The organism is Sorangium sp. So ce834 (assembly GCF_051521425.1).
Lineage (GTDB): Bacteria > Myxococcota_A > Polyangia > Polyangiales > Polyangiaceae > Sorangium > Sorangium cellulosum_D.
The window spans coordinates 11,866,961-11,889,960 of sequence record NZ_CP150351.1; the positions used below are offsets into that span (position 1 = coordinate 11,866,961).

14 protein-coding genes and 1 pseudogene are annotated in these 23,000 nt (G+C 71.4%); 9 read left to right on the top strand and 6 right to left on the bottom strand.

The window, feature by feature from the left end; genetic code table 11:
* Nucleotides 1-61: 61 nt before the first annotated feature.
* The 3 genes from WMF20_RS43610 to parA form a co-directional block, all read right to left on the bottom strand.
* Nucleotides 62-2,974 carry a PAS domain S-box protein gene (locus WMF20_RS43610; protein WP_437607665.1) on the bottom strand — a complete coding sequence of 971 codons (2,913 nt, stop codon included), beginning with the start codon at nt 2,972-2,974 and terminating at the stop codon, nt 62-64.
* A gap of 584 nt (nt 2,975-3,558) precedes the next feature.
* On the bottom strand, nt 3,559-4,272 hold the full coding sequence (locus tag WMF20_RS43615) for a hypothetical protein (RefSeq protein WP_437607666.1): 714 nt from the start codon (nt 4,270-4,272) through the stop codon (nt 3,559-3,561).
* On the bottom strand, nt 4,223-4,906 hold the full coding sequence (parA, locus tag WMF20_RS43620) for a ParA family partition ATPase (protein WP_437607668.1): 684 nt from the start codon (nt 4,904-4,906) through the stop codon (nt 4,223-4,225). The genes WMF20_RS43615 and parA overlap by 50 nt, the downstream gene beginning before the upstream one ends.
* Before the next feature lie 694 nt (nt 4,907-5,600).
* On the opposite strand from parA, the gene WMF20_RS43625 reads away from it, so the two are divergent.
* The 4 genes and pseudogenes from WMF20_RS43625 (at nt 5,601) to WMF20_RS43640 (ending at nt 9,036) form a co-directional block, all read left to right on the top strand.
* The gene (locus WMF20_RS43625) at nt 5,601-6,428 is read left to right on the top strand and encodes a hypothetical protein (RefSeq protein WP_437607670.1); all 828 of its coding nucleotides are present in this window, start codon (nt 5,601-5,603) and stop codon (nt 6,426-6,428) included.
* 178 nt (nt 6,429-6,606) lie between these two features.
* Nucleotides 6,607-7,269, top strand: a complete 663-nt coding sequence (locus WMF20_RS43630; RefSeq protein WP_437607672.1) for a hypothetical protein — start codon at nt 6,607-6,609, stop codon at nt 7,267-7,269.
* Nucleotides 7,270-7,344: 75 nt separating this feature from the next.
* Nucleotides 7,345-7,566: pseudogene (locus WMF20_RS43635) on the top strand (cupin domain-containing protein); the annotation flags it as partial.
* Between the two features lie 228 nt (nt 7,567-7,794).
* A complete protein-coding gene (locus WMF20_RS43640) occupies nt 7,795-9,036 on the top strand; it encodes a peptide-N-glycosidase F-related protein (protein WP_437607674.1) in 1,242 nt (413 codons plus the stop codon).
* A gap of 169 nt (nt 9,037-9,205) precedes the next feature.
* On the opposite strand, the gene WMF20_RS43645 is transcribed toward WMF20_RS43640, so the two are convergent.
* The 3 genes from WMF20_RS43645 to WMF20_RS43655 are packed head-to-tail and all read right to left on the bottom strand — an operon-like array spanning nt 9,206 to nt 10,557.
* A complete protein-coding gene (locus tag WMF20_RS43645) occupies nt 9,206-9,721 on the bottom strand; it encodes a putative immunity protein (protein WP_437607676.1) in 516 nt (171 codons plus the stop codon).
* 10 nt (nt 9,722-9,731) lie between these two features.
* On the bottom strand, nt 9,732-10,094 hold the full coding sequence (locus WMF20_RS43650; RefSeq protein ID WP_437607678.1) for a hypothetical protein: 363 nt from the start codon (nt 10,092-10,094) through the stop codon (nt 9,732-9,734).
* Entirely contained in the window at nt 10,060-10,557 is a 498-nt protein-coding gene (locus WMF20_RS43655) for a LysR substrate-binding domain-containing protein (RefSeq protein ID WP_437617220.1), read from the bottom strand. Before WMF20_RS43655 ends, WMF20_RS43650 begins: the two co-directional genes overlap by 35 nt.
* A gap of 211 nt (nt 10,558-10,768) precedes the next feature.
* Between WMF20_RS43655 and WMF20_RS43660 the strand changes: the two genes are divergently transcribed.
* From WMF20_RS43660 to WMF20_RS43680, 5 genes are all read left to right on the top strand, one after another.
* Nucleotides 10,769-13,426: a pentapeptide repeat-containing protein gene (locus WMF20_RS43660; RefSeq protein WP_437607680.1), complete on the top strand. Its 2,658-nt coding sequence runs from the start codon at nt 10,769-10,771 to the stop codon at nt 13,424-13,426.
* A gap of 304 nt (nt 13,427-13,730) precedes the next feature.
* Nucleotides 13,731-14,993 (top strand): PAS domain-containing protein, encoded by a 1,263-nt coding sequence (locus WMF20_RS43665; RefSeq protein ID WP_437607682.1) that lies wholly within the window; start codon nt 13,731-13,733, stop codon nt 14,991-14,993.
* A 134-nt stretch (nt 14,994-15,127) separates the two neighbouring features.
* On the top strand, nt 15,128-19,144 hold the full coding sequence (locus tag WMF20_RS43670) for a hypothetical protein (protein WP_437607684.1): 4,017 nt from the start codon (nt 15,128-15,130) through the stop codon (nt 19,142-19,144).
* The gene (locus WMF20_RS43675) at nt 19,141-20,298 is read left to right on the top strand and encodes a UDP-N-acetylmuramate dehydrogenase (RefSeq protein ID WP_437617221.1); all 1,158 of its coding nucleotides are present in this window, start codon (nt 19,141-19,143) and stop codon (nt 20,296-20,298) included. Before WMF20_RS43670 ends, WMF20_RS43675 begins: the two co-directional genes overlap by 4 nt.
* 241 nt (nt 20,299-20,539) lie before the next feature.
* Nucleotides 20,540-22,969: a type VI secretion system Vgr family protein gene (locus WMF20_RS43680; RefSeq protein WP_437607685.1), complete on the top strand. Its 2,430-nt coding sequence runs from the start codon at nt 20,540-20,542 to the stop codon at nt 22,967-22,969.
* The last annotated feature ends 31 nt before the right edge of the window (nt 22,970-23,000 follow it).

Genomic DNA, 23,000 nt, shown 5'->3' on the forward strand with positions numbered 1-23,000 from the left:
CGAGCTCTCGCACAGCTGCTGAGCCTGCCACTTTCGCTCTCCGCGGCGCGAGCGCCACGTTTCAGGGATCGCTCGGATCGCGCTTCTGCCAGGTGAAGCGGAAGATCGCGCCCTGTCCTGGGGACGATTCGATCCAGATGCGTCCGCCGCGGCTCTCGACGATCTTCTTCACCACGGACAGCCCGATTCCCGTGCCCTCGACCTTGTCGCGCGCCTCGAGCGTCTGGAAGAGGCCCCAGACGCGCTCGTGAAACTCCGGGGCGATGCCTGGCCCGTTGTCCTCGACGAAGAACTCGTGGAGCAGGCCGGCGTCGCGGTGCCCGATCCGCACGCGCGCGTCGGCGCGCCGCGCGTGCTTGAGCGCGTTGCTGACGAGGTTCATGAACACCTGCTGCAGCGGGATCCGCTCGGTCCGCAGCACCGGCAGCCCCGGCGCGACCTCGACGCTCGCCTCGGGCGGCGGCGCGATCAGCTCGACGACGTCCGCGAGGATCTGGCCCACGTCGACCGGCTCCGCCGCGTGCCGCACCCGACCGGCGCGGCTGTAGTCGAGGATCCCGTCGATGAGCGCCTCCATCCGGCGGACGCGGCCGCGCAGCAGGCTCATGTGCTCGCGCGACTCGCCCTGGAGCGTCCCCGAGAGGTCCTCCTCGATCCACTGCGTCAGGTTCGCGATGCCACGGAGGGGCGCCTTCAGGTCGTGGCTGGCCACGTACGCGAACTGGTCGAGCTCCTTGTTGCTCCGCTCCAGCGCGGCGATGAGGCGCTCGCGCTCCGCCTCGGCGCGCTTCTGCTCGGTGATGTCGCGGATCTCGATGACCGTGCCCACGGGGACGTCGCCGTCGAGGATCGGGCTCGCGGTGAAGGCCACGTGGTAGAAGGAGCCGTCCTTGCGGACGAAGACGTCCTCTCCCTGCTCCTGGCTCTTGCGCGGCAGCGCCCGGTCGATCGGGCACTCCTCCATGGGATAGCGGCTGCCGTCCGGCCGCGTGTGGTGCACGATCTCGTGCAGGGGGCGATCGAGCGCCCGGATCTCGTCGAACGTGAAGCCGGTGATCTTCTCGGCCGCCGGGTTCATGAAGGTGCAGCGCTGGTGCGCATCCATCATGAACAGGCCGAGCGTCGCGTTCTCGGCGATGGTGCGCACGAGCCGGTGCTGGACCCGGAACGCCTCCTCGGCGCGCCGGATGTCGCTCACGTCGACGTTGCAGCCGACCCACTCGTCGATCGAGCCGTCGTCCGCGATGAGCGGGACGCCGCGCGCGACGGTGTGGGCCCACGAGCCGTCGCGCCGGCGCAGCCGGTACTCCACCTCGTACCGCGCCCTCGACGCGACGGCCCCTCGCCACGCGTCGCTCGCCCGCTCGCGGTCGTCGGGGTGGACGGCGTCGAGCCAGCCGTAGCCCACCCACTCCTCGTGGCGCTGCCCGGTGAAGCCGCGCCAGGACGGGGAGTCCTCCACCACGTGGCCGCGCGGATCGGTCCGCCAGACGACGACCGCGGTCGCCTCGACCATGGAGCGGAAGCGCTTCTCGGCGGCGAGCGCCTCCTCGCGCAGCCGCGCGTTCTCGATGGCCACGCTGGCGAGCTGCGCGAGCTGCACCAGGATCGACTCGTCGTCGCCGGTGAACTCCCCCTCCTCCTTGTCCGAGAGCTGGATGAGCCCGAGGTTCCTGCCGTCGCGCCCGATGAGCGGCGCCGCGAGCCAGCCGCGCATCGGCGGGTGGCGCGCCGCCTCGCCGCCGAAGCCCCGCCACGCCGGGTGCGCCTCGAGCTCGGCCTGCGTCATGCGGAGCGGCTTGTTGGTCTCGCAGACCAGCGTGTAAATCCCGCTCCCGTCGCTCTTCGCGTCGTAGCCGCGGTACGCGGCGTACTTGTCCGACAGGCTGACGGCGTTGATGGCGTGCGCCCAGTTCTGGTCGTCGGTCATGCTGATGACCGACTGGTGCGCCCCGATGAGCGCGCGCGCCCGCTCGGTGATCTCCGCGAGCATCCGGTCGAGCGACGTCGCCGAGTTGACGGCGAGCGACGCCTCGGCGAGCCCCTTGAGCTGCTCGCTGCGGCGCCGCTCCTCGCGCAGGGCGCGGATCCGCTCCGTCGCGTCGACGCCCACCACGACGCCGGCCACGATCTGCCCCGAGGCGTCGCGGATGGGCGCGGCGCTGTACTCGATGATGGCGCGGGTGCCGTCGGTGCGCAGCATCTCCACCGGCTCGGCCCGGACGAGCTCGCCGCTCAGGACCGCGCGCGCGAGCGGCCACTCGTGCGGCGCGTAGGGGCGGCCGTCCCCGTGGAAGCCGCGGTAGGCCGCGCTGTACGCCTCGACGTCCTCCGACGCGACGAAGGGGCGGCCCAGCTGCGCGGCGCCCTGGGCGTTGCCCATCACGAGGTGCCCCGAGGGGGCCTCCGCGATGTACACCGCGTGGGGCATCTGCTGGATGATCTGCTCCAGCTTGTGGCGCTCGTGCTCGAGCTGCTCGGCGAGCTGCTCGATGCGGCGCCGCGCGAGCACCTGGTCGGTGACCTCGACCGCGAAGAGCACCACGCTGTGCGCCCCGCCGGCGCCGGCCGGGATGGGCTGCAGCGTCACGTTGAAATAGCCCTCGGCCAGCGCCCCGTCACCGGCGCCGCGGTCGAGCAGGATCAGGAGCTCGCACGCGGCGGCGGGCTGGCCCGAGCCGTAGGCCCGCTCGAGCAGCTCGGCCAGCTGGGAGCCGGCGAGCTCCGGGGCGCACTGGAAGAGGCGCCTGCCCACGGTGGTGCGGTCGCGGAAGAGCCGCTGCGCGAGCCGGTTCGTGAAATCGATCACCCAGTCGGGGCCACGGAACACCGCGATGGCGATGGGCGCCTCCAGGAACATCGCGTGGACGGAGCGACCGGCGTCGGACGAGACCTGCGCCTCCTTCGCCACGTGCGCCTCCTTCTGGTTGAGCCCACGCGCGGTCGTCCCCTCGTCCCGAACATGCTGGGTCATCGCTCGTCCTGGTGGTCAGTCGCCGCCGCGGCGAACGGCCCCGTGACGCTGGAGCCACGGCGCGCTCGGCGGCGGGAGCAGTGCGCTTCTCGCGCGGCGTCGCGGCGACTCAGAGCCTGCCCGGTCACCCCATGAATGTCAACGTCCCCCCCGGAAGGCGCGGCGTCGGCCCGGCGGGCGCGGCCCGCGCTCACGACAGCGCGGTGATTGCGCTCACCGCGTCTGGCCGCGAGCGACCGGCGCGAGCGCGACAGAGCGCCTGTCCGCGGCCGCGCGGGCGCCCCCGCGGAGCGGCCTGTGTGACCGCGCCCGCGGCGACGCGCGTCATGCCGTCTGGATGCTGGACGCGGGCTGCGCGCTGAAACTCGGCAGAACGGCGGATGGCCTGTTTGGACCGGAGAGGCTCACCGCCGCGTCGAGATAGGGGCTAGACAGGAAAATCCTTGTTTATTTAACCCCGCGCGCCGTCAACGGCTGTCCGGCCACCCCGGAGCGGCGGTCCGCGCCGGGGTTCGTTCAGGGTCGGCGCCGGGGTTCGTTCGGGTTCGAGAGGGGGAGTCGCGCCGCGCGTCCGGGCGCTCGCGTCAGCTCGCCCTGGGCCGCTGTCGCCACAGGGTCATCAGCACCCGCCCGACCTGGACCATCCGGCCGACGCGCCCCTTCGGGCGGGTGTCCGCGGCGCGGAACGGCTCGGCGCGGAACGGCTCGGCGCGGAACGGCTCGGCGCGGTAGCTCGGGCCCGGCGGCGCGGCATCGTGCGCGGCGGCCGCGCCGCCGCCGGCGGGGGCCGCGGAGACCGGCGCCGGCCCGAGGCGCCTGTCGAGGTGCACCTCGACCGCCTCGCCGACCAGGTTGCTCACGTCGCGGTCGTGCTCGATGCAGTGGAGCAGCAGCCGGTCCGCGAGCGGGTCGGGGAGGTAGACCGTGACCGCGCGCCGCGAGCGGCCGTCGTTGCCGACGAGCATCGGCGGGACGGCCGGCGGCTCCGCGGTTGTGGCGAGCGCCTGGGGCTCGGCGGCCGCGCTGGCCTGCGGCGGCGGCGGCGGCGGCGCGACGGACGGCGGCGGCTCGGCGCTCGGCGGCGCCTCGGGCGCCCGCGCTTCGGGCGCTCGCGCTTCCGGCGCTCGCTCCTGCTTCGCCTCGGCCGTCTTGTCGTCGTGCGCTCGCCTGTCGGCGGCGGGCCTCGACTTCACCGCGTCGTGGGCCGGCGCGCCGCCCTCGCCGCCCGCGACGAACGCGTCGACCTTTTCAGGCGACGGCGGCTTTCTTAGCGAGACCGCGACTTGCTTTTTCGCCATGATGAAGCTTCTCCAGTTCTTCGAGAAGGTGGGTGATCTCTTTGGCCGCGGCGTCCCGCGGCGCGTAGCCCGTCACCCCTTGCCCGCAGGCGAGGGACTCCTGGTAGGCGATGCGATAGCCGAGCTCCGTGGCGAGCACCGGCAGGCCCGACGTCTCGAGCACCGCGCGCGCCGATTTGCCGAGGGCCGTGCGGCCCTGCTTGCGCGTGATGAGGATGCAGCCCTTGAGCGCGCTCCGCAGCGCCGCGGCCTCGCGGAACACCTCGATCGCGGCGGTGAGGGCCCAGGCGTCCGCGGCCGTGGGGCCGCAAGGATAGACGGCGACGTCGGCGACCATCAGGGCCGACCGCGCGATCTCGCCGTGACGCGGGGGGCAATCGATGACCGTGAGGTCGTACGCGGCGGCGACGTCCGGCAGCTGCCCCGGCTTGTGCATCGAGGCGCCCATGGCCATGACGGTCGGGGTCTCGTGCCCCGCCTCGGCGGCCACGTCGCCCCACGTACGGACGGTCCCCTGGGGATCGGCGTCGACGAGGAGCACGCGCCGGCCCTTCGCCAGCGCGGCCACGGCGAGGCTCACGGCCGTGGTGCTCTTGCCGATCCCACCCTTCTGTCCGGTGAGCGCGATGATCATGAGCCCCCCCTAGCAGAATTTTCGCGGCGCCGCCCAATTTCTGGAGGTCCCTGGCCGACGGGGATCTCGCGCGAGCGTGGAGCGTGGAGCGTGGACGGAGCGCGCGCCCCTTGCCGGCGCCGAGCGGCCGGCGCGCGAAGGCGATCTCCATCGCGGTCGGCCATCCGCGCGAGCCATCCGCCATCTGCCGTTTTGAGGCTAAGATAAAGCGGAGAGCCGTATGGCGCACAACCTCCACGACATCGACGGCTGGCTCGGGGCGCGCCGGGTGGCGATCAGCCTCACATTCCGGTTGCCATCTCGACGAGTTGGCATCGGTCACAGAAGGCATCCAATGGGACCAGCAGTTCATCCAAGCGGCCGCTTCAATCCGGAGCGAGCACGACGGATCCTCTCGAGAGGATGCAGGCGGGCGCATGATTAGAAGGATGGCACCGGAGCCAACCCTGCGCGCAGCCCTACGCGTTCTCCACGTGGCATCGTACACGACGCGCAACTGGACGCTTCACGAGGAGGTCTCCCGGCGACAGATCAATGACCTCTGGGAAGCCATACACGAGATCCCGGACCTCCTTTGCCGCTGGCACGACGGCGCAGAGAGGGAGCTGCTCATGTATTTGGACGAATACAACCACAAATGGCCATCTCCGCACCTGCGAGGGATCTACGAGCAAGCGCTTCAAGATTCGGCGGCGTGAAAGAGCCGCCGGACATCGAACCTGATCCGGCGGGCGGGCCATACCCGCTCGCGGCTCGACTCGGAATTCGTTGTACAGGCATGGCGCAGGAGCAAGCAGACGAGGGTGAATCCATGATGTCAGACACGTCCACCAAGCTCGTCGCCGCCGCGCTCGCGGATCATGCGAGGTTCAAGCACGTCGCGGCAGAGCTTGGGCGGCGTGCGCCCGACGCCGACGCTGCCGGCGCTCTCGTGGACGCCTATCGCGCCGGAGAGGCCCCACCCTGGTTGGTTGCGCATCTCCTCGGCTGCATCGGCCACGAGGTTGGCTACGCCTTGGTTCGCGAGATTCTGTTGAGCGCCCCCGGGATGCTCGCCGAGAGCTACGCTGGTCCCGCGCTTGCGAAGATTCTTGGCGAACATGCCCTCTCGGACCTCTGCATGCTCCTCCGCGACGCCCCGAAGCAGGCGTCTCGCGAAGGTGCCGCCTACGGGCTCGCGCGCTTCAGGTCGCCGAGCGCGGAGGCCGCTCTTCTCGAGGCAGCCAGCGCTGGGCGCATTCGTTGGCACGTCGCCGCGAACGTCCTCGCTGATATTCCCATCGCTCCGTCGCGTCTGTGTGAGCTGTTCCGCTCGGGCGGGATCGAGCGCCTGCGGCTCGCCACCGAGGTTGTTTCGGCGGCACTTCGTGATGCCGACGGCGGCGGAAGCACGTGGATATACGATGTTGCAGCAGCGGTGGGGCCCCTGGTTCGCGAAGCGCTCGCGAACCCCGCTCTAAGCATGGCTCCACGAAAGCGGACGCAGCTGGAGGCATGGGTGTCCAATGCGCGACGAGCCTAGCGCGCGCCGCGTTCTTACGGGCACGTTGGACTGGTGCCGGTGATTTGGTGAAACCATGGCGTGGAAGGCTCTGCTGGATGATGCACGATGGAACCACCGAGGCGACCCGACACGTGCTGACGAGCTCGTTCGACAGGCCATCCGTTGCGCGGAGGCGGAGACCGAAGGAGCGGAGCGCGTGCACGCCTTCGAGTCGATCGCCGACTACCTCTGCGACCGAGAGCGGTGGGTAGAGGCGTCCACGCTCTACGGTCGTCTGATCGACCTGCTGCGAAAGAATCACGTTTCACCGGATGAGCTTGCAGCACGGCTCGCGCGCTGTGCCGAGATCGAGGCGAGCGCCGGCGGTCTTGAATCTGCCGCGAAGCTGCTCGAGGAGGCGCTGAGTCTTTGGCGCGAGTCGTCACGAGGTACGCTCGAGCGGGGCGCCGCATGGTGTGAACGACTGGCCGAAGTGCGAGCGTCGGCAGCACACCATGCCGCCGCGTCCGTGGCGCGGAGCCGTGCTGCCGAGCTGCGCATCGAGGCTTCCGGCCAGTACTACCAGCCCCGTGTGATGCGGCATGCGAGAAGTGACGGGACCGTCGAGTATGCCGTCCACGATGTCTATTTCTCGTTGTACGGCGACGTCGAGGGTTACACCAAGCACGCACGCTCACCGCGGATGCCTTCCGTGGCGGCGCTCCAAACGTGGCTGGAGGAGACGTTGCCGATGGCGGCAACGGGTGTAGTATGCGGCGATCTCGGCTACACGCACTACGCGCCCCAGCTCGCTCAATGGCTACGTCATGTTCAGGAGGAGCCTCTGGACTATGAGAGCGAGCCCGAGGATACAGTCTGACAAGCGGCTGGCGCCGACGTAGGGCGTGGCTGCTTCGGATCTCCACGGCAGTGCGCGCATGAAAGCACGTCGGTCCAGGACGAGCACATCTACATCCTTTCAGGTCATCCCACGCTCATCACCGATGCCGGAGAGACAACGCTCCACCTCGGCATGTGCATGGGGTTCCCGGGGGGAGATCCCGACGGGCATCATCTGGTGAACCGGTCGACGGAGGACGTCGTATGCCTGGAGATCGGAGATCGTCTGCCTGGTGATTCCGGGTCGTACCCAGACGACGATCTAAAGGCCGTCATGGGGCTCCCTGCCGGCTCCACCCGGAGATCGGTCCTCTGTATTCCGCTGCGACGAGCGTCACCAGCACCGTGCGAAAAATACGCCGGGCGCTCGTCGTCCCGGCGCTGGTCGTGCTCGTCGCCGCGCCGCTCCTGGTCGTGCTCGTCGCCGCGCCCCTCGAAGAGCTCCCGTTCGACCGACCCGACCGCCCAGGGCGACGTCGAAGCGGCGATCTGATAAGTTTGGCGAATGAGCCAGCGTCGCGCGATCCCATACTTCTGTCTCTTGGCCCTGCTCGCCGCGTGCACGAAGGAACAGCCCTCCGACGTGGGTACTGGCGGAGGCACCGGGGCCGCCGAGGGCACCGGGAGCACGAGCGCAGCGACCGGGACCAGCGCGGGCACTGGCGGCAGTGACGCCAGCGGCGGCAGTGACGCCAGCGGCGGCGGCGGCGACGTGCCGCCCCGGGATCCCGAGGAGCTCCCGGTGCTGGAGAACATCGTGTTCTACGACGGCTACGCCGCGACGGTCGACGAACCGATCCCGGACGGCGTGATCCGCCACGACAACTCGCTGGTTGCGACCAGGTTGACCGACGAGCTGCTCGCCAAGGTCCAAACCACCCTGAAGGTCCGCGTGGTCGTGGGAGCGCGGTGCGACAACTACGATCGACTCGGCTCGGTCAACCTGGCGCTGGTCCCCAAGGGTGCCCAGACCTACGTTCCCGCCGAGGTCGACCGGATCGAGGTCGCGCGGTTCGTCACGCCCTTCATGGACATGAACAAGCAGCCGACGACGGTCCCCTACGAATGGGAGGCCAGCAACCTCGTACCGATCTTGAAAGACCCCGACCTCCTGGCCGCGCACGATTTTTGGTTCGAGTTGAGCATCTTCGGCGTGCCTTACGCCGCGAACGACGAGGTCGCCGGCTGCGCTGGTCGCAATGACACGCAGCTCGGATCGCTGCTGTTATATACCGACAGCACGCAGGAGGCCCAGGACTTCAGCGTCCTGCTGCCGCTGGCGATCGGCGAGGAATTCAACAATTACGCCATGGGCGCCAGCGACAAGGTCGGCACGACCCGCAAGACCGTCCGCTTCGAGCTGCCGGCAGCTACACAGAATGCGCAGCTCGTGCTGATCACGTCGAATCACGGCGCCAACCAGGGCGGCGAGGAGTATATTCGCCGCGAGCATCACGTGTACATCGACGGCAAGCTCGCCTTGCAGTACAGGCCCGGACGCACGTCGTGCGAGCCGTTTCGCAAGTACAATACCCAGAGCAATGGCATCTACGGGCGGTCCCCGCGGTCGGACGAAGAGTGGCAGTCGTTCAGCAATTGGTGCCCTGGCGACGCGATCGACACGCGGATCGTCCCGTGGGGGGCCGCGAGCGCCGGCATGCACGAATTCGTGATCGACGTCCCTGACGCGACCTTCGTCGACGGGCAAGGCAATTTCCCGTTCTCGCTCTACGTGCAGGCTCAGTGAGCGCGTCCCTTCGACGTCCTCGACGACGTGCGTCGCGACGCTGTCCGAGGGCCGGGTGCGCTGCGCCCCTGGACCCCCGCCGCGACCTCGTCGATGGGGCGATCGGTCGTCCAGACGTGGTTCGCCGTGGACGATGGACCGGGGGTACGATAGAGGCAGCGCCGTCGGCTCAGTCGACGAACACGTTCCAACAGAGCGCGTTTCGCAGTTTTTGGTCGTCGAGGACGAGCGCTCGTATCGCGTCGGGCAGCTGTTCCCACTGCCACTGGCGTTCGGCTCGCGCGGCCGCGTCCCCTTGGCCCGGTGGTGCGGCTTCCCTGGCGGCCCTGATGGCGTACGCCGCAGCCCCTAGCTCGTGGGCGGCTACATGCGCCACCGCCACGGCCTGACCCGCCGAGAGGGCGGCCAGTTTGGCGGCGGGGGGCGCCTCGCGGCCCGCGGCGTTGGAGGCGAACGCCGCGTTGTGACACTCTCTCATCGTGGCCTCGCCCCGGGTCCACGCCCGCACGAGCGCGATCGCCCTGCGCGGCCGGTCGTCGTCTGGCCTGTATTCATCGAAGAACCTCACGACGTGCTGCGCGCAATCCGCGGCCCAGATCGCCAGCGCGTGATGGGTGCCGTCGTCCAGGAGCCCTCCGCGGCGGATGGTGATGAACCGTGGATCACGTTTCTTGGGGAGAATCATGGTGGAGCCTTCAAGGCGCCGTCGCGCAGCCGCGACCGCGAAAGACGACCAGACCGTCGCGCTGGGCGCCCACGACGTCAGGGCACCCGTTACAGTCGAAATCGGTGACGCCGACGCCGAAACGCAGGATCCAGACCCGCATCGGCCCGTCGGTGTGCTCGTGCGTGACGGCGGCGACGTCCTGGCGTCCGTCGTGGTTCACGTCGCCCACCGCGACCGAGACGAACGAGACGCTCGAGCTCGGCGGCGTGGTCTCGAAGAAGACCTGCTGCCCGGTCGTGTCGAACCCGCGCTCGGCGTCGTGCGGAAAGACCGTCCGCTGCTGTGTCGCGCAAACCTCATAGGTTACCTCCGCAAGACAAGTACAACCCACGAGCCTGAACGTCACCGAGGCGCGCCCGCCCCGACGTCCTCGGCGGCGCGGCGGACCTGATGCCATGAACGTGGTATGCCTTCATTCGAGCAGAAAATTGGCGCCGCGTCACCAGGGACGATGCTGCGCGTTCATGCTCGGCGCATCGCGTCGCGGCGCCGGCCACGACGGTCTCGTGCCTCGGGGCCCCGAACCGGCTCGCGTGCGCGCGCCGCGCGCCAGCACCCTGAGCCGCTCTCTCGGAGAAGAAGGTGAGGCCCTCGCCGCTCGCGACGAGCGTGAGCAACGGTTCGACGTCGTCCTCTTCGTGGATCACCAGCGACCGCCCTCGAGCGCCGAACGCGGACACGACGGCGTCGTACAGGGGCGGGCTGACCAGGCGACGCGTCCAAAAGAAGCGTTCGTTCTCGAGGTCGGCGATGCGCAGCGCCCTTCGCTTCGCGAGGCGATGGCCCTTCGGCAGCGCGACGCGAGCAGTTCAGCTTTACCAGGCGGCCCCACAGCGCCCCGGCCGGGAACGGCGCCGCTTCGTCCTCGATCCCGGTGGGCTCGGCGGCGACGTCAGCGCCTGTCGAGCCCCGATGGTCACCACATGTGCGCGCGCCGGCTCGCACGTCCGAAAATGACGACCGATGGAGCGCTGAAAGGCAACGGATCCGAATAAGATCGGTTCGATGATCCGACAGGTCTTCGGCGCCACCCGCTTCAACGCGCCCGGCAACTTCACTGGTCTCGATTTTTCTCCGGACTCCAAAACGCTCGTGGCGCTCGTGACCGGCGAGAAGCGCACGAAGGTGCATCGCTTCGCCGTCGACGACGGTCGTGCCCTCGACGAGCAGACGGTCACCGGTTGCTTCACTGGCGTCTTCGCGTTGCCTGACGGCGACCTTCTCCTGTGGGCGCGTGGATCCATCGCGCGCCTCGGTCAAGACGGCGAGCTCTCGTGGAAGCTCGGAGAGCAGGCGACGAAGGAGTTCGCCTTCGCGACCGTGAGCGCCGACGGTGCGGCCGTCGCGACCTACGGCGGAGACTCCGTCGCCAACGTCTTCGACGCGCGTACCGGCGAACGACTTCACGACCTGAGCGAGCCCGCAGGCGAGATCTTCGCGTTCGCCTTCTCACCCGACGGAGCGACGTTCGCGACCGGCGGACAGAAGGGCATCGTCCGCGTCTTCGATCGCAAGTCGAAGAAGGAGCTCGCCCGACGAAAGAGCTCCAAGATCCTCGTACTCGCGTTCTCACCCGAGGGCAGCGTGCTCGCCGGCGGCCACGGACAAGGCGACGTCCACCTCTGGGACGGCGCATCGCTCGAGCCCGTCCGCCTCCTGGGCTCGCATCGCTTCCAGGAAGATTACGGCTCGGGCGAGCAGGACGGGGGGCCGGCCGGTTGTCGCTGGCTCGCGTTCCTGGCCGACGGCAAGACGGTGGTCTCGCAAGGCAACGATCGCTACTTTCGCTGGTGGAAGCGCAGCGGCGCGGAGATCCGTCGCGTCCGCACGCCTCGCCACCACGCGTACGGCCAAGGCCCCGCGATGGCGCTCTCGCGCGACGGGAAGTGGCTCGCCGCAGGCTCGACGGCGTCTGGCATCGGCATCTGGACCTCGGATGGCGAGCCGGCTTCGAGCGAGCTCGGGATCGACGCGCCACACGCGATCGCGCTGAGCCGCGAACGCGTCGTCGTCGCCGGCTCGTCGGGGATCTGGTCTTGGCGAAGGACCGACGGCACGGTCAGCGAGCGGCGCGCGAGCGGCCCCGCGGCGCTCGCGAACCTCCCGCAGGGAGAGCTGCTCATCGTCGAGCCCCAAAACGCCGTCGTGGTGCGCGAGATCACCGACAAGGGCAAGGCGATCTTCGCGAACGACGCGACCTCTCCCCAGGGCGTGGTGGCGGTCTCGCGCGACGGAAAGACGGTGATGCTCCCCATCGCGTCGAACGTCGAGCTCTGGGACCGTGCGCGCGGCGTCCGCACCGCGACGCTCTCGCACGACGCCGAGGTGTCGGCCTGCACGTTCGGGTCCGACGACACCTGGGCCGTTTCGGTGTCCGACGCGGTCCGAATCTGGCGGCTCGACGATCCGGAGACACCCGTCCATACGATCGAGCTGGAGAGCGGCGCGCCCGAGCACTGCGGCGGCGTCGCCGTCTCGCGCGTCGGATGGATCGCCGTCAGCATCGATCGTGACATCAGCAATCATTCGTCGAACAGCGCGCTCGTCTTCATCGATCCGCGTTCGGGTGAGGTGACAGCTACCCTCTCACATCCAGACAAGCGCCTCGGGCAGGTCGCGTTCCTCGACGATGCCCGCGCGGTCGTCGTCGACTCCGCGGGCCGTACGAGGACGGCCGACGCCGAGAAGGGCCAATGGCTCGACGAGCCCGAGGCTCCGGAAGACATCGAGTTCCACGGCTTCGAGATCCTCCCGCTCACCGCCTCCGAGGACGGGACCGAGATCGCGTACATCGACGGGCACGGCAACCTCGCCATCCGCGCGTTCGAAGGCACGAAGAAGCGTGTCACTCCCTTCGATCTCGGCTTCACCCCGCTGGCGGAGAAGAAGCCGCAGGGCATGTTCGAGGAGCGCCTCGCCGGGATATGCGTTCTCTACGCGGGCAAATTCCAGAGGTCGGCGATGGATGTGCGCACGTCGCGCGAGTTCCGCGAAGACATGCTGCTCGAGCTCGGCGGCACGGTCGCGAAGAAGGTGAAGGACGCGACGCACTTCGTCGGCGCGCGTATTCCGTACGTGACGCACGTCCCGTCGAAGGCGGAGACCGAGATCGACGCGCGCATCGCCAAGGGCGACAAAGTCATCAAGCTGAGCGAGAAGAAGCTCATCGAGATGCTGCTCCCTACGTTCGAAGAGTCGCGCGCGATGCTGCGAGGTGAGGTCAAAGACGGCATCGAGCGTTGGAACCGCTGGCGGTCACGCTGGCGCACGTTGAGCGGCGGGTTCGTGCAGCTCCCGGGCATCGATCTCACGGGGGCCGACCTGCGAAAGGCAGACCTCATGGTGATCCCGTTCGAAGAGGCGAAGCTCTCGAACGCGCGCCTCAAGGGGGTCGATCTCTACGACTGCGTCTTCCGCCGCGCCGACCTCCGCGGGGCGGATCTCGAAGGCGCTCGCTGCGGCCGCGTCGTCTTCTCGAACGCCGACCTCCGCGAAGCGAAGTTGGCCGGCGCCGAGTTCACCGGCGCCGAGTTCGACGGCGCCGACCTCCGCGGCGCCGACTTCCGCGACGCGGACCTGCGGTACGCGAAGCTCGCTGGCGCCACGCTCGACGGCGCCAAGCTCGACGGCGCCAAGCTCCCGCAGGGCTCCAAGCGCCCGTAGCAGCCTTTACCTCCGGCGGTACACGCCGGTGACGAATCCCCGGCAGAACCTTCGCCGAAAAATCCGCTCCCTCGCAGCCCACCACCGCGCCGGGGGTCCTCTCGCCAAGCTGAGCCCGCCCAGCCCCTCGGCGAGCGTAAGGGAGCTCTCCGCGCGGCGGTGAACAGCACGCCGGATCCCAGCGGCCCGGCGGCGCGATCGAACCTCACCTCACACGCGCGGCTCACCCCTCTCGTCCCTCGCGGGCCGCTCGTCGGTCGCCCTCGACACCGGCCGCCGGCCCACGTTAGCTTGAGGACCAACGATGACGAGCACACCCACCGCTCCCCGCTCCCCGGAGCTCCCCGCGAGCACCATGAGGGCAGTCCGCAGCACGTCTTTCGCGGTGATCGAGTGCGCGGGGGACCTCGGCGATCTCGCCGTCGCCGAGTGGAACGGCGAGGCGGAACGCATCTTTGGAGTTACCGCTGACGAGGCGGTGGGCCGCCGCCTCACGGACACGATCTTGACCGGACCGGACGCCGAGGCCTTTCGTCGCTCGCTCGCGCAGCCGGGCGCCCCGATCCGCTGCGCCCACACCCGCAAGGACGGGCGCGCCGTCGTGTGCGAGTGGCGACTCGCGCCCGTGCTCGACGACGGCGGCGAGGCGATTCGGCTGCTCTGCTTCGGGCTGGAGGTCACGGAGCAAGAGAAGGCCGTCGAGCGGCTGAGGGAGTGCGACGTCATCCTCCGGGCCATCCTCGACAACGTGGACACGGCCGTGACCCGGATGGATCGCGACGGATTCTGCACCTTCCACGAGGGCAAGAACCTGAAGTCCCTCGGCCTGACGCCGGGCCAGTTCGTCGGAATGAACGTGTTCGACGAACCTCCCGCGCCCATGGACATGGAGCCGATGCGACGAGCGGTCCGGGGCGAGCTCGTCCGCACCCGCGTCGAGGCGTTCGGGATGGCCTGGGAGACGTGCATCATCCCGATCCGCGACGCCCGCGGGGAGCCCGACGGCGCCGTCAGCTTCACGGTCGACGCCACGGAGGCGAAGCTCAGGGAAGACGAGCTGAAATCGCGGCTCGAGCTGATCGAGCGCCAGCAGCAGGTGATCCGCGACCTGTCGACGCCCATCATCGAGGTCTGGGACAGCGTGCTGACCCTCCCCATGGTGGGCGTCGTCGACAGCAAGAGGGCCGCCGACGTGATGGACGACCTCCTGGCCGCCATCGCGGACAAGCAAGCCCGCTTCGCGATCCTCGACCTCACCGGCGTCGAGGTCGTCGACACGAAGACCGCGAGCTATCTCATCGAGCTCGTCCGCGCCATCCGGCTCCTCGGCGCCGAGGGGGTCATCACGGGCATCCGGCCGAACGTGGCGCAGACCATGGTCTCCCTCGGGCTCGACCTGTCGGGCATCGCGACCGTGGGAAACCTCCGCGCAGGCCTCAAGCTCTGCATGCAGCGCCTGGCGGCGAGCGCCGCGGCGGCGCGCGGCGCGGCGTCGCCCGGCGCGACTTCGCCCCGCGCGCCCGAACGAGGCGCCCCGCCGAGGCTCCCGGGAGGCGGCTCCGGCTGAGCCGGAGGCCATGGATCCGGCCTCGCGGGTCGGCCGGATCGCCCCGCCGCCCGAAGTTCGCGTTTGCTTCGGCAATCTCAGCCCCGTAAGGAACGGCGGACAGGCGCCCCGCGCGGCGCCGGGAGACGCCGATCGTGACAACCCCGCCCCAGAGCCCCAGGAACGTCGGCCAGCGCCCCGGGAGCCCGCGCCGCGCAGGGCGCGCCCTCGCGCGCCGCGCCGCCCTCGGGCTCGCCCTCGCGCTCGCCGGCGCCGCGCCCGCCGCGTGCGCGCCGCGGGGGGCCGCGGCCCCGTCCGTCGTCGAGGCGCCCCTGCCCGCCGCGTTCGGCGCCGCGCTCGAGGCGGAGATCGCGAGCTCCGCCGCGGCGGCGCCGTACCTCGCCGCCATCGAGGCCGCCGTCGACGCGCCGGGCGACGAGGGCGCGCTCGCCACCGCGATCGCGTCGCTCGACGCGCTCGTCTTCGGCGCCGGCACCGCGGGCGGCTCCGCCCCCGACGCCTCGGCGATCGCCTTCCGCTCGCGCGAGGCGCTCCCCGAGGTCGCCCGCCGCCTCCAGCGCGCCTGGGCGTTCGCCGACGTCTCCGGCCGCGGCGCGCCGGAGATGCCGTTCCTGCGCGGCGCGCTCGCGAGCGCCCTCCACCGCATCGCCCTCCACGTCGGCGACGAGGCCGCGGCCGCGACGTGGAGCGCGCGCCGCGGCTGCGCGAACGAGGCCGCCCTCGTCGGCCCGCTCGACGCGGCCCCGCTCCAGAGCCTCGACCGCCCCTCGCCGGTGAGCTCCGCGCCGGGCGCGCCGCTCGCGCGCTCGTACCCCGGCATCGCGCCGTTCGCGAGGGCCGTCTCGCCCATCGTGGTCCGCGCCGACGCCTGCGCCATCGACGTCGACGCGGTGAGCGCCCTCCAGGGCACGCGCGCCGTGGTCGTCGACCTCCACAACCCGGTCGCCCAGCGGGTGAGCCTCGCGCTCGCCTCGTCGTCCGCCGCCGCGCTCGAGGTGGGCGGCGTGCCCGCCCTCCAGCGCGACTACGCGGCCGGCGGCGCGCAGGTCACGCGCTTCGCGACCGTGGAGGCCCAGCCGGGGACGCTGCGCGTCGTCGTGCGCGTGGCGCAGAAGGGCGACGGCGGCGCCATCGAGCTCAGCGCCTTCGGCGAGAACGGCCTCCCGCTCCGCGCCCGCGCGCCGCGCCCCGGCGCCGCCGCGTCCGCGACCGCGGCGCGGCCCGCCGCGGTCAGCGTGGTCCCGGCGCCGCGCGCCCCGGGCGAGCGGCTCGGCCCCGCCGCCGTCGAGGTCGCGGCCGCCGCGCTGCTCGCGCTCGGCGACGCGCGCGCGGCCGAGCGCCTCCTCGACCCGGAGGGCGACGGCCGCCTCGACCAGGGCGGCGCGCCCGCGCCGGCGTCCGCGCCGGGGTCGTCGCCCCGCGCCGCGCCGCGCTCGCCGCGCCTCGACCTGCTCTACGCGCGGGCCGTCCGCCGCGTGGGCGATCTGCCCGAGACCAAGGTCGTCGAGCGCACCCGCGCCGCGGTCGATCGCGCGCTCGCCGCCTGGCCCGCGTCGTGGGAGGCGCGCCTCTACCGGGCGGAGCTCGCCGAGCGCCGCGGCGGCCAGGGCGAGGGCACGATGGACGCGCTCCGCGAGCTCGGGGTCAAGGTCGCCCCGCCAGGGCCGGCCGGACCGAGCGCGCCCGCGGTCCCCGACGCCGACCGGATGGTCCTCGCCGAGCTCGCGATGGTCGCCCGCCGCGCCGGCGTCACCGACGTCGCCGAGGCCGCGTACGCGAGGCTCGCCGCGGCCGCGCCGGGCTCGGCGCTGCTCGCCGCGGTGGACGACCGCGTCCACGGCCGCGCCGGGGTCGACGCGGTGAAGGCCGCCTGCGGCGGCGGGCTCGATCGCTCGGGCAACGCGTGCCTCGCCGCGCTCCTCGGCGCGAGCGGCGACCGCGCCGCGGTCCTCGCCGAGATCCAGCGGCTGCGCCGGCTCCGCCGCGCGCCGGACGCCCTGCGCGGCGTCGAGCTCCGCGAGCGGGTCGCCCGCGGCGACCTGCGCGGCGCGCTCGCCGTGTACGACGCCATGCCGCCGGGCGAGCGCGTGATGCTGGAGGCGCTCGGCCTCGCCGCCGGCCGCGGCGACGTCCGCGCGGCGCGGGGCCGCCTCGCCCGCGACCGCGCGACCGCGCGCGACGCCCCCGCCGCGCTCGGCCCCATCTCCCGCGCGCTCGGCCTCACGCCGGACCCGGCGCCGCCGCTCGAGGCCGAGGGGCGCAAGCTCGTGCTGGAGGACCAGGCCAAGGCGTTCCTGCCCGGCGCCGCGGTCGCGGTGCTCCGCCACGTCGAGCGGTTCACGATCGCGCCCGACGGGCTCGTCCACTACGTGACCTACGACCTCCGCCGCGTCTCCGGCACCACGGACGTCGCCCAGGGCGCGGTCGCCTTCGGCCCGCTCATCGAGGGCCGCGGCATGCCGCGCCTCCTGCGCCGCCGCATCCACAAGCGCGACGGCCGCATCCTCGCGCCCGACGCCGCGTCGAACGCCGCGCAGGAGCACAGCGACCTCTCGCAGCTCGAGCAGGGCGACTACATCGAGCAGGTCACCGAGGGCTACGCCCTGCCGGGCGACAGCGGCCAGCTCGTCATCGACACCTGGGATCTGCTCCCCGAGCGGACGAGCGTCCGCGAGGCGACGATCGAGGTCCGCCGCCCGTCGTCGCTCCCGCTCGCGGTCTGGTCGCACCCGCTGCTCGGCGCCGCGGAGGAGCGCGTCGAGGGCGCCGCCACGGTCAGCGTCTGGCGCATCAAGGACCAGCCGCCGCGGCGCATGGAAGACGGCGTGCCGCGCACGGAGATGGGCGTGGGGGTCAGCCTGGGGACGCAGACCTGGAGCCACGTGGCCGCGGCGATCGACGAGAACCTCCGCGCGCTCTCGGACCGCGACCCGTACATGACCCGCTGGGCGCGGGAGGCGGCGGGCCCGGAGCGGGCCCCGTCGCCCGCGCTGCTCGAGCGCGTCGTCGCGGCCGCCGGCAAGGCGCTGAAGGTCGCCGGCGGCGCCGAGCTCTCGGATTTCGCGGCGCTCATGGCCGGCGGCCCGCAGCGCACGACGGCGCGCGCGATGATCGAGCTCGGCCAGGGCAGCCGGTCGTGGGTCGTCTACCGCGCGCTGCGCGAGCTCGGCGTGCGCGCCGACCTCGCCATCGCCGAGACCGAGCCGTTCAGCTCGTCGGCCGACTTCCCGCCGCACGCGGGGCGCTTCCGCCACCCGCTCGTCATCGCGCGCCTGCCGGGCGGCGACGTGTGGATCGACGCCGACGTCGAGGGCCCGCCGCTCCCGCCCGGGCGCATCAGCCCCGAGCTGCGCGGCCGCGCCGCCATGCTGCCGGGCGGCGAGCTCGTCACGGTCGCCGGCACGAGCGGCGAGACCGGCGACGAGGTCGACCTCCGGCTCGCGGTCGACGCGCAGGGCAACGCCTCGGGATCGTTCACGATCTTGCTGCACGGCCGGTCGGCGCAGGCGCTCTCGGAGGCGTTCGAGACGGTGGTCGGCACGGCGCGGCGCGAGATGCTCCGGAGCGTCGTGCTCGGCTGGCTGCCGTGGGCCGACGTCGAGGACGTCGTGGTCTCGTCGACGGAGGGCTCGTGGGAGGTCGCGCTCCGCGCGGCCGTGACGATCCACGGCTTCGCGCGGCCGGAGGGCAAGGACGCCGCGGCGTGGACGCTGCCAGGGCTGGAGCCGGTGCACCTCGCGTTCCCGCGCGCGTTCGCGGGCACGCTCGGCGCCACGTACGCCTCGCGCGGGGCGCGCAAGAGCGCGCTCGCGATCGAGACCGCGCTCCAGTACCACGTGCGCCGCCGGATCGAGCTGCCGGAGGGGTACGCGGTCCAGCGCGCGCCCGAGGGCGTGCGGGTCGAGCACGCGGGCCTCGAGGCGTCGCGCAAGGGCAGCTACGGCGCGGCGATCGAGGAGGATTTCGCGCTGAGCCTGCCGACGGGCACGGTGTCGGCCGACGAGTACAAGGCGTTCGTCGCGCGGGTGCAGGCGGTCGACAGCGGCTTCATGGCGGGCATCCGGGTGGCGCGGCCGGCGCCGGAAGGCGGCGCGCCGAAGGCGGCGGGGCGCGGCGCGGCGCGGCCGCAGGGCGCGGAGAAGAAGCCCTGAGCCTCGACGTCCGCGCGTCGGTCCCGCTGGCCCCGCTCACGACGCTCGGCGTGGGCGGCCCGGCGCGCTTCTTCGCCGAGGCGGCCGACGAGGCCGCGGTGCTCGAGGCGCTCCGCTTCGCCGAGGCCCGCGGGGTGCCGCTGTTCGTGCTGGGCGGCGGCTCGAACCTGCTCGTCGCCGACCGCGGGGTCGACGCGCTGGTCTTGCGCGTGCGCGTCCGCGGGGTCGAGCTCGCGGGCGGGGGGGACGCCGCGGGCGACGGCGGGCGGGGCCCGCGCGTCCTCGTGCGCGCGGGCGCCGGCGCGGGCTGGGACGACCTCGTGGCGCGGGCGGTCGCCGAGGGCTGGGCCGGGGTCGAGTGCCTGTCGGGCATTCCGGGCGACGTCGGCGCGACGCCGATCCAGAACGTGGGCGCGTACGGCCAGGAGGTCGCGGAGACGATCGCCGAGGTCCGGGCGATCGACCGCGCGACCGGGGCGGCCGTCACCCTCGCCGGGGCGGACTGCGGCTTCGGGTACCGCGACAGCCGGTTCAAGCGCGCGTGGCGCGGGCGGTACGTCATCACGGCGGTCACGTTCGCGCTGCGCCCCGGCGGCGCCGCGACGGTCCGCTACCCCGAGCTCCAGCGGGCGCTCGCCGCGCCTCCGGGAGGAGCGCCGCCGCCGCTCGCCGAGGTGCGCCGCGCGGTGATCGCGCTCCGCCGCGGCAAGTCGATGGTGCTCGATCCGGCGGACGAGAACGGCCGGAGCGCGGGGTCGTTCTTCATGAACCCGACGCTCGAGGCCGGCGCGGCGGCGGGCGCCCTCGCGCGCATCGAGGCCGCGGGCGTGCTCGCGCCCGGCGAGGCGATCCCGCAATATCCGGCGGGCGAGGGGCGGGTGAAGCTGTCGGCCGCGTGGCTCATCGAGCGCGCGGGGTTCGCGAAGGGGACGCGCCACGGCGCCGCGGGCATCTCGACGCGCCACACGCTCGCGCTGGTGAACCGCGGCGGCGCCACCGCGGCGGAGCTCCTCGATCTCGCGCGGCGCGTGCGGCGCGGGGTGCTCGATCGGTTCGGCGTGGCGCTCACGCCGGAGCCCGATCTGGTCGGGTTCGCGCCCGGCGACATCGACGATCTGGTCGGCGACGCCCACGCGGCCGGCCAGGGCCGCTGAGCCGCCCCGCGCGCCGCCGCCGCCCCGGCCCCGGCGGCGCGGTCATCCAGCGCGCCGGCGACCGCGCGGGCTCCCGCCGCGCCACGAGCGGATCCGAGCGGAAATAACCGCTTCAGCTGCGAGCGCCGTCCTGGACGACAGCAACTAGGAGGCGTCCCGACACACGATCGCCACAGAGCCCCTCTACGCTCCACGGCGCGTTCTTGTCCTTGCCGCCGCACCTCACCCTCGAAGGCTCCCCATGCCCGACCAATTCGTCGTTCAATCGAGCGCCCTGCCCTCTTCCACCAGGCTCGTCGCCTTTCATGGCACCGAGGGCATCTCGAAGCTCTATCGCTTCGAGCTCTACCTGGTGATGACCAACGACATCGGCCATGCCTTCGATATGGCCGCGGCCGTGGGCCAGCCGCTGACCCTCTCTCTGCAGCGGAGCGACAGCGAGAACAGCGGCGACTCACCCTTCGTTCGAAGCGGCGTCCTGGGCAGCATCGAGCTGATCAACGACTTCGAAGGCCGGTGCGTCTTCCGGGCCACCCTGGTCCCGCGCCTCGCCTTGCTGACCATGGCGTTTCACAGCCGCATCTTCACCGAGAAGGCCATCCCGGAGATCATCCAGGCCGTGCTTCAAAAGGGCGGCGTCGCGGACTGCACCCTCCAGCTCCAGGGCGCCTACGTCGCCGAAGAGCATGTCTGCCAGTACCGCGAGAGCGACTACGCCTTCATCACCCGGTGGATGGAGCGCGAGGGCATCTATTACTATTTCGAGCATGGCGAGGGCGGCGAGACGCTGGTGCTGACCGACGACGAATCGGTTCATCAGCCGTATGGCGGCAGGCCCGTTCGTTACTACCCGCAGCCCGGCGGCGCCAACACCGCGAAGGACTCCGTCTACGCCTTCACCTGCCGGCATGAAGCCGTGCCCAGCGCGGTCCGCCTCAAGGACCATAACTACGCCAATCCGGCCGTACCGGTCACCGGGCAGGCGGTGGTCTCCCCCAACGGCTTCGGCGAGGTCAGCCTGTTCGGCGCGCGCTTCTTCTCGGCGGGCGACGGGGCGCGGCTGGCGCGGATCAAGGCCGAGAGCCTCGCCGCGACCGGCGTCGTCTACCAGGTGATGGGCAACGCGGCGACGCTGCTCCCTGGGTTTACCTTCGAGCTCGACGAGCATCCGCGGGCCGCGTTCAACGCGAAGTATCTGGCCATCGAGGCCGAGCACTGGTGCAGCCAGACCCCGGACATGCCCGAGCTTCGAGAGTTCGTGTCGTGGAGTGAAAACTATCGCATCGAGGCCAAGGCCATCCCCGCGACGGTGCAGTTCCGCGCGCCGCAGGTCACCGCGTGGCCGCGCATCTACGGCACCGAGCCCGCGGTCGTCGACGGCGCGGCGGTCAGCGAGTACGCGCAGATCGACACCCATGGCCGCTACCGGATCAAGTTCCACTTCGACGAGAGCGACCTGACCGGGGGGAAGGCGTCGACCTGGGTCCGGATGCTCCAGCCCCACGGCGGCGGCATCGAGGGCTTCCACTTCCCGCTGCGCGCCGGCACCGAGGTCATGTGCGCCTTCGAGGGGGGCGACCCCGACCGGCCGGCCGTCGTCGGGGTCGCGCCCAACGCGCTGACGCCGAGCCCGGTCACCTCGGGGAACAACACGCGGAACGTGATCCAGACGGGCGGGCGGAACCGGCTCGAGATCGAAGACCAGGCCGGTCAAGAGCGGATCACCCTGTCGACGCCGCACGCGAACACCTACATCCGGATGGGGGCGCCCAACGCCGGCTCGACCTACGAGGTCAAGACGAACGGCCACGCGTTCACGTGGATCGGCGGCTCCTCCGAGAACATCGTGGGCGGCAACCGGACGGCGATCACCGCGGGGATCTCCGAGAGCATCGTGGGAGGCTTCGCCTTGAGCATGGTCGGCGGATACTCCGGGAGCTTCGTCGCCGGCTACGCGCAGAACGTGATCCTGGGCTACCGCGACACGCGCATCCTCGGCAACGAGTCCACGAACGTCTACGGCAATCGAAAGACCCGCATCAAGGGGACCCGGAAGACGACCATCGGCGGCGACAGCACGACCTTGCTCATGTCCAACCGTGAGCTCACCGTCAGGGGCTACAGTGATTTGACCATCTTCGGGAAGCGCGACACTCATATCCGAGGCCACGACAAGGGCGTCTTCGACAACGGCCGAGAGACGACGGTCTTCGTTCAGAACAAAACGACGATCAACGGCAAGAACGAGACCCGTGTCACGGGCACGCGCAAGACCGAGATCGTCGGCCTCGACACCAGCGATTTCCGCGCAGGGCGAAAGACCACCGTTCACGCGGTGGGCAGCTTCACGGACATCACGGGTCAGAGCGTCACGAAGATCAAGGGCGGGAGCCGCACGACGGTCAGGGGGTGGAGAAAGAGCACTGTCGTGGGCCCTGCCTCCAGCACGGTGACTGGTCTTTACAAGACCGACATCGGGACACGGGTCGAGAGGATCCATGGCACAAAGACCGAGAGGATCGACGGGCTGGCATACAAACGTGCCCCTCTCGAGGTGAAGCAGTTGAGCATGTCGGAGCTCAAGACAAAAGGTTTCAACGCCAAGGCCCAGATATATCGCATCTCGTCCCAGCTCGACCTCTTGCAGTCGGAGCTGCACATCGTGAAGTGATCTGCCTGCCGCGTCTGGAAGAGGCTCGCGC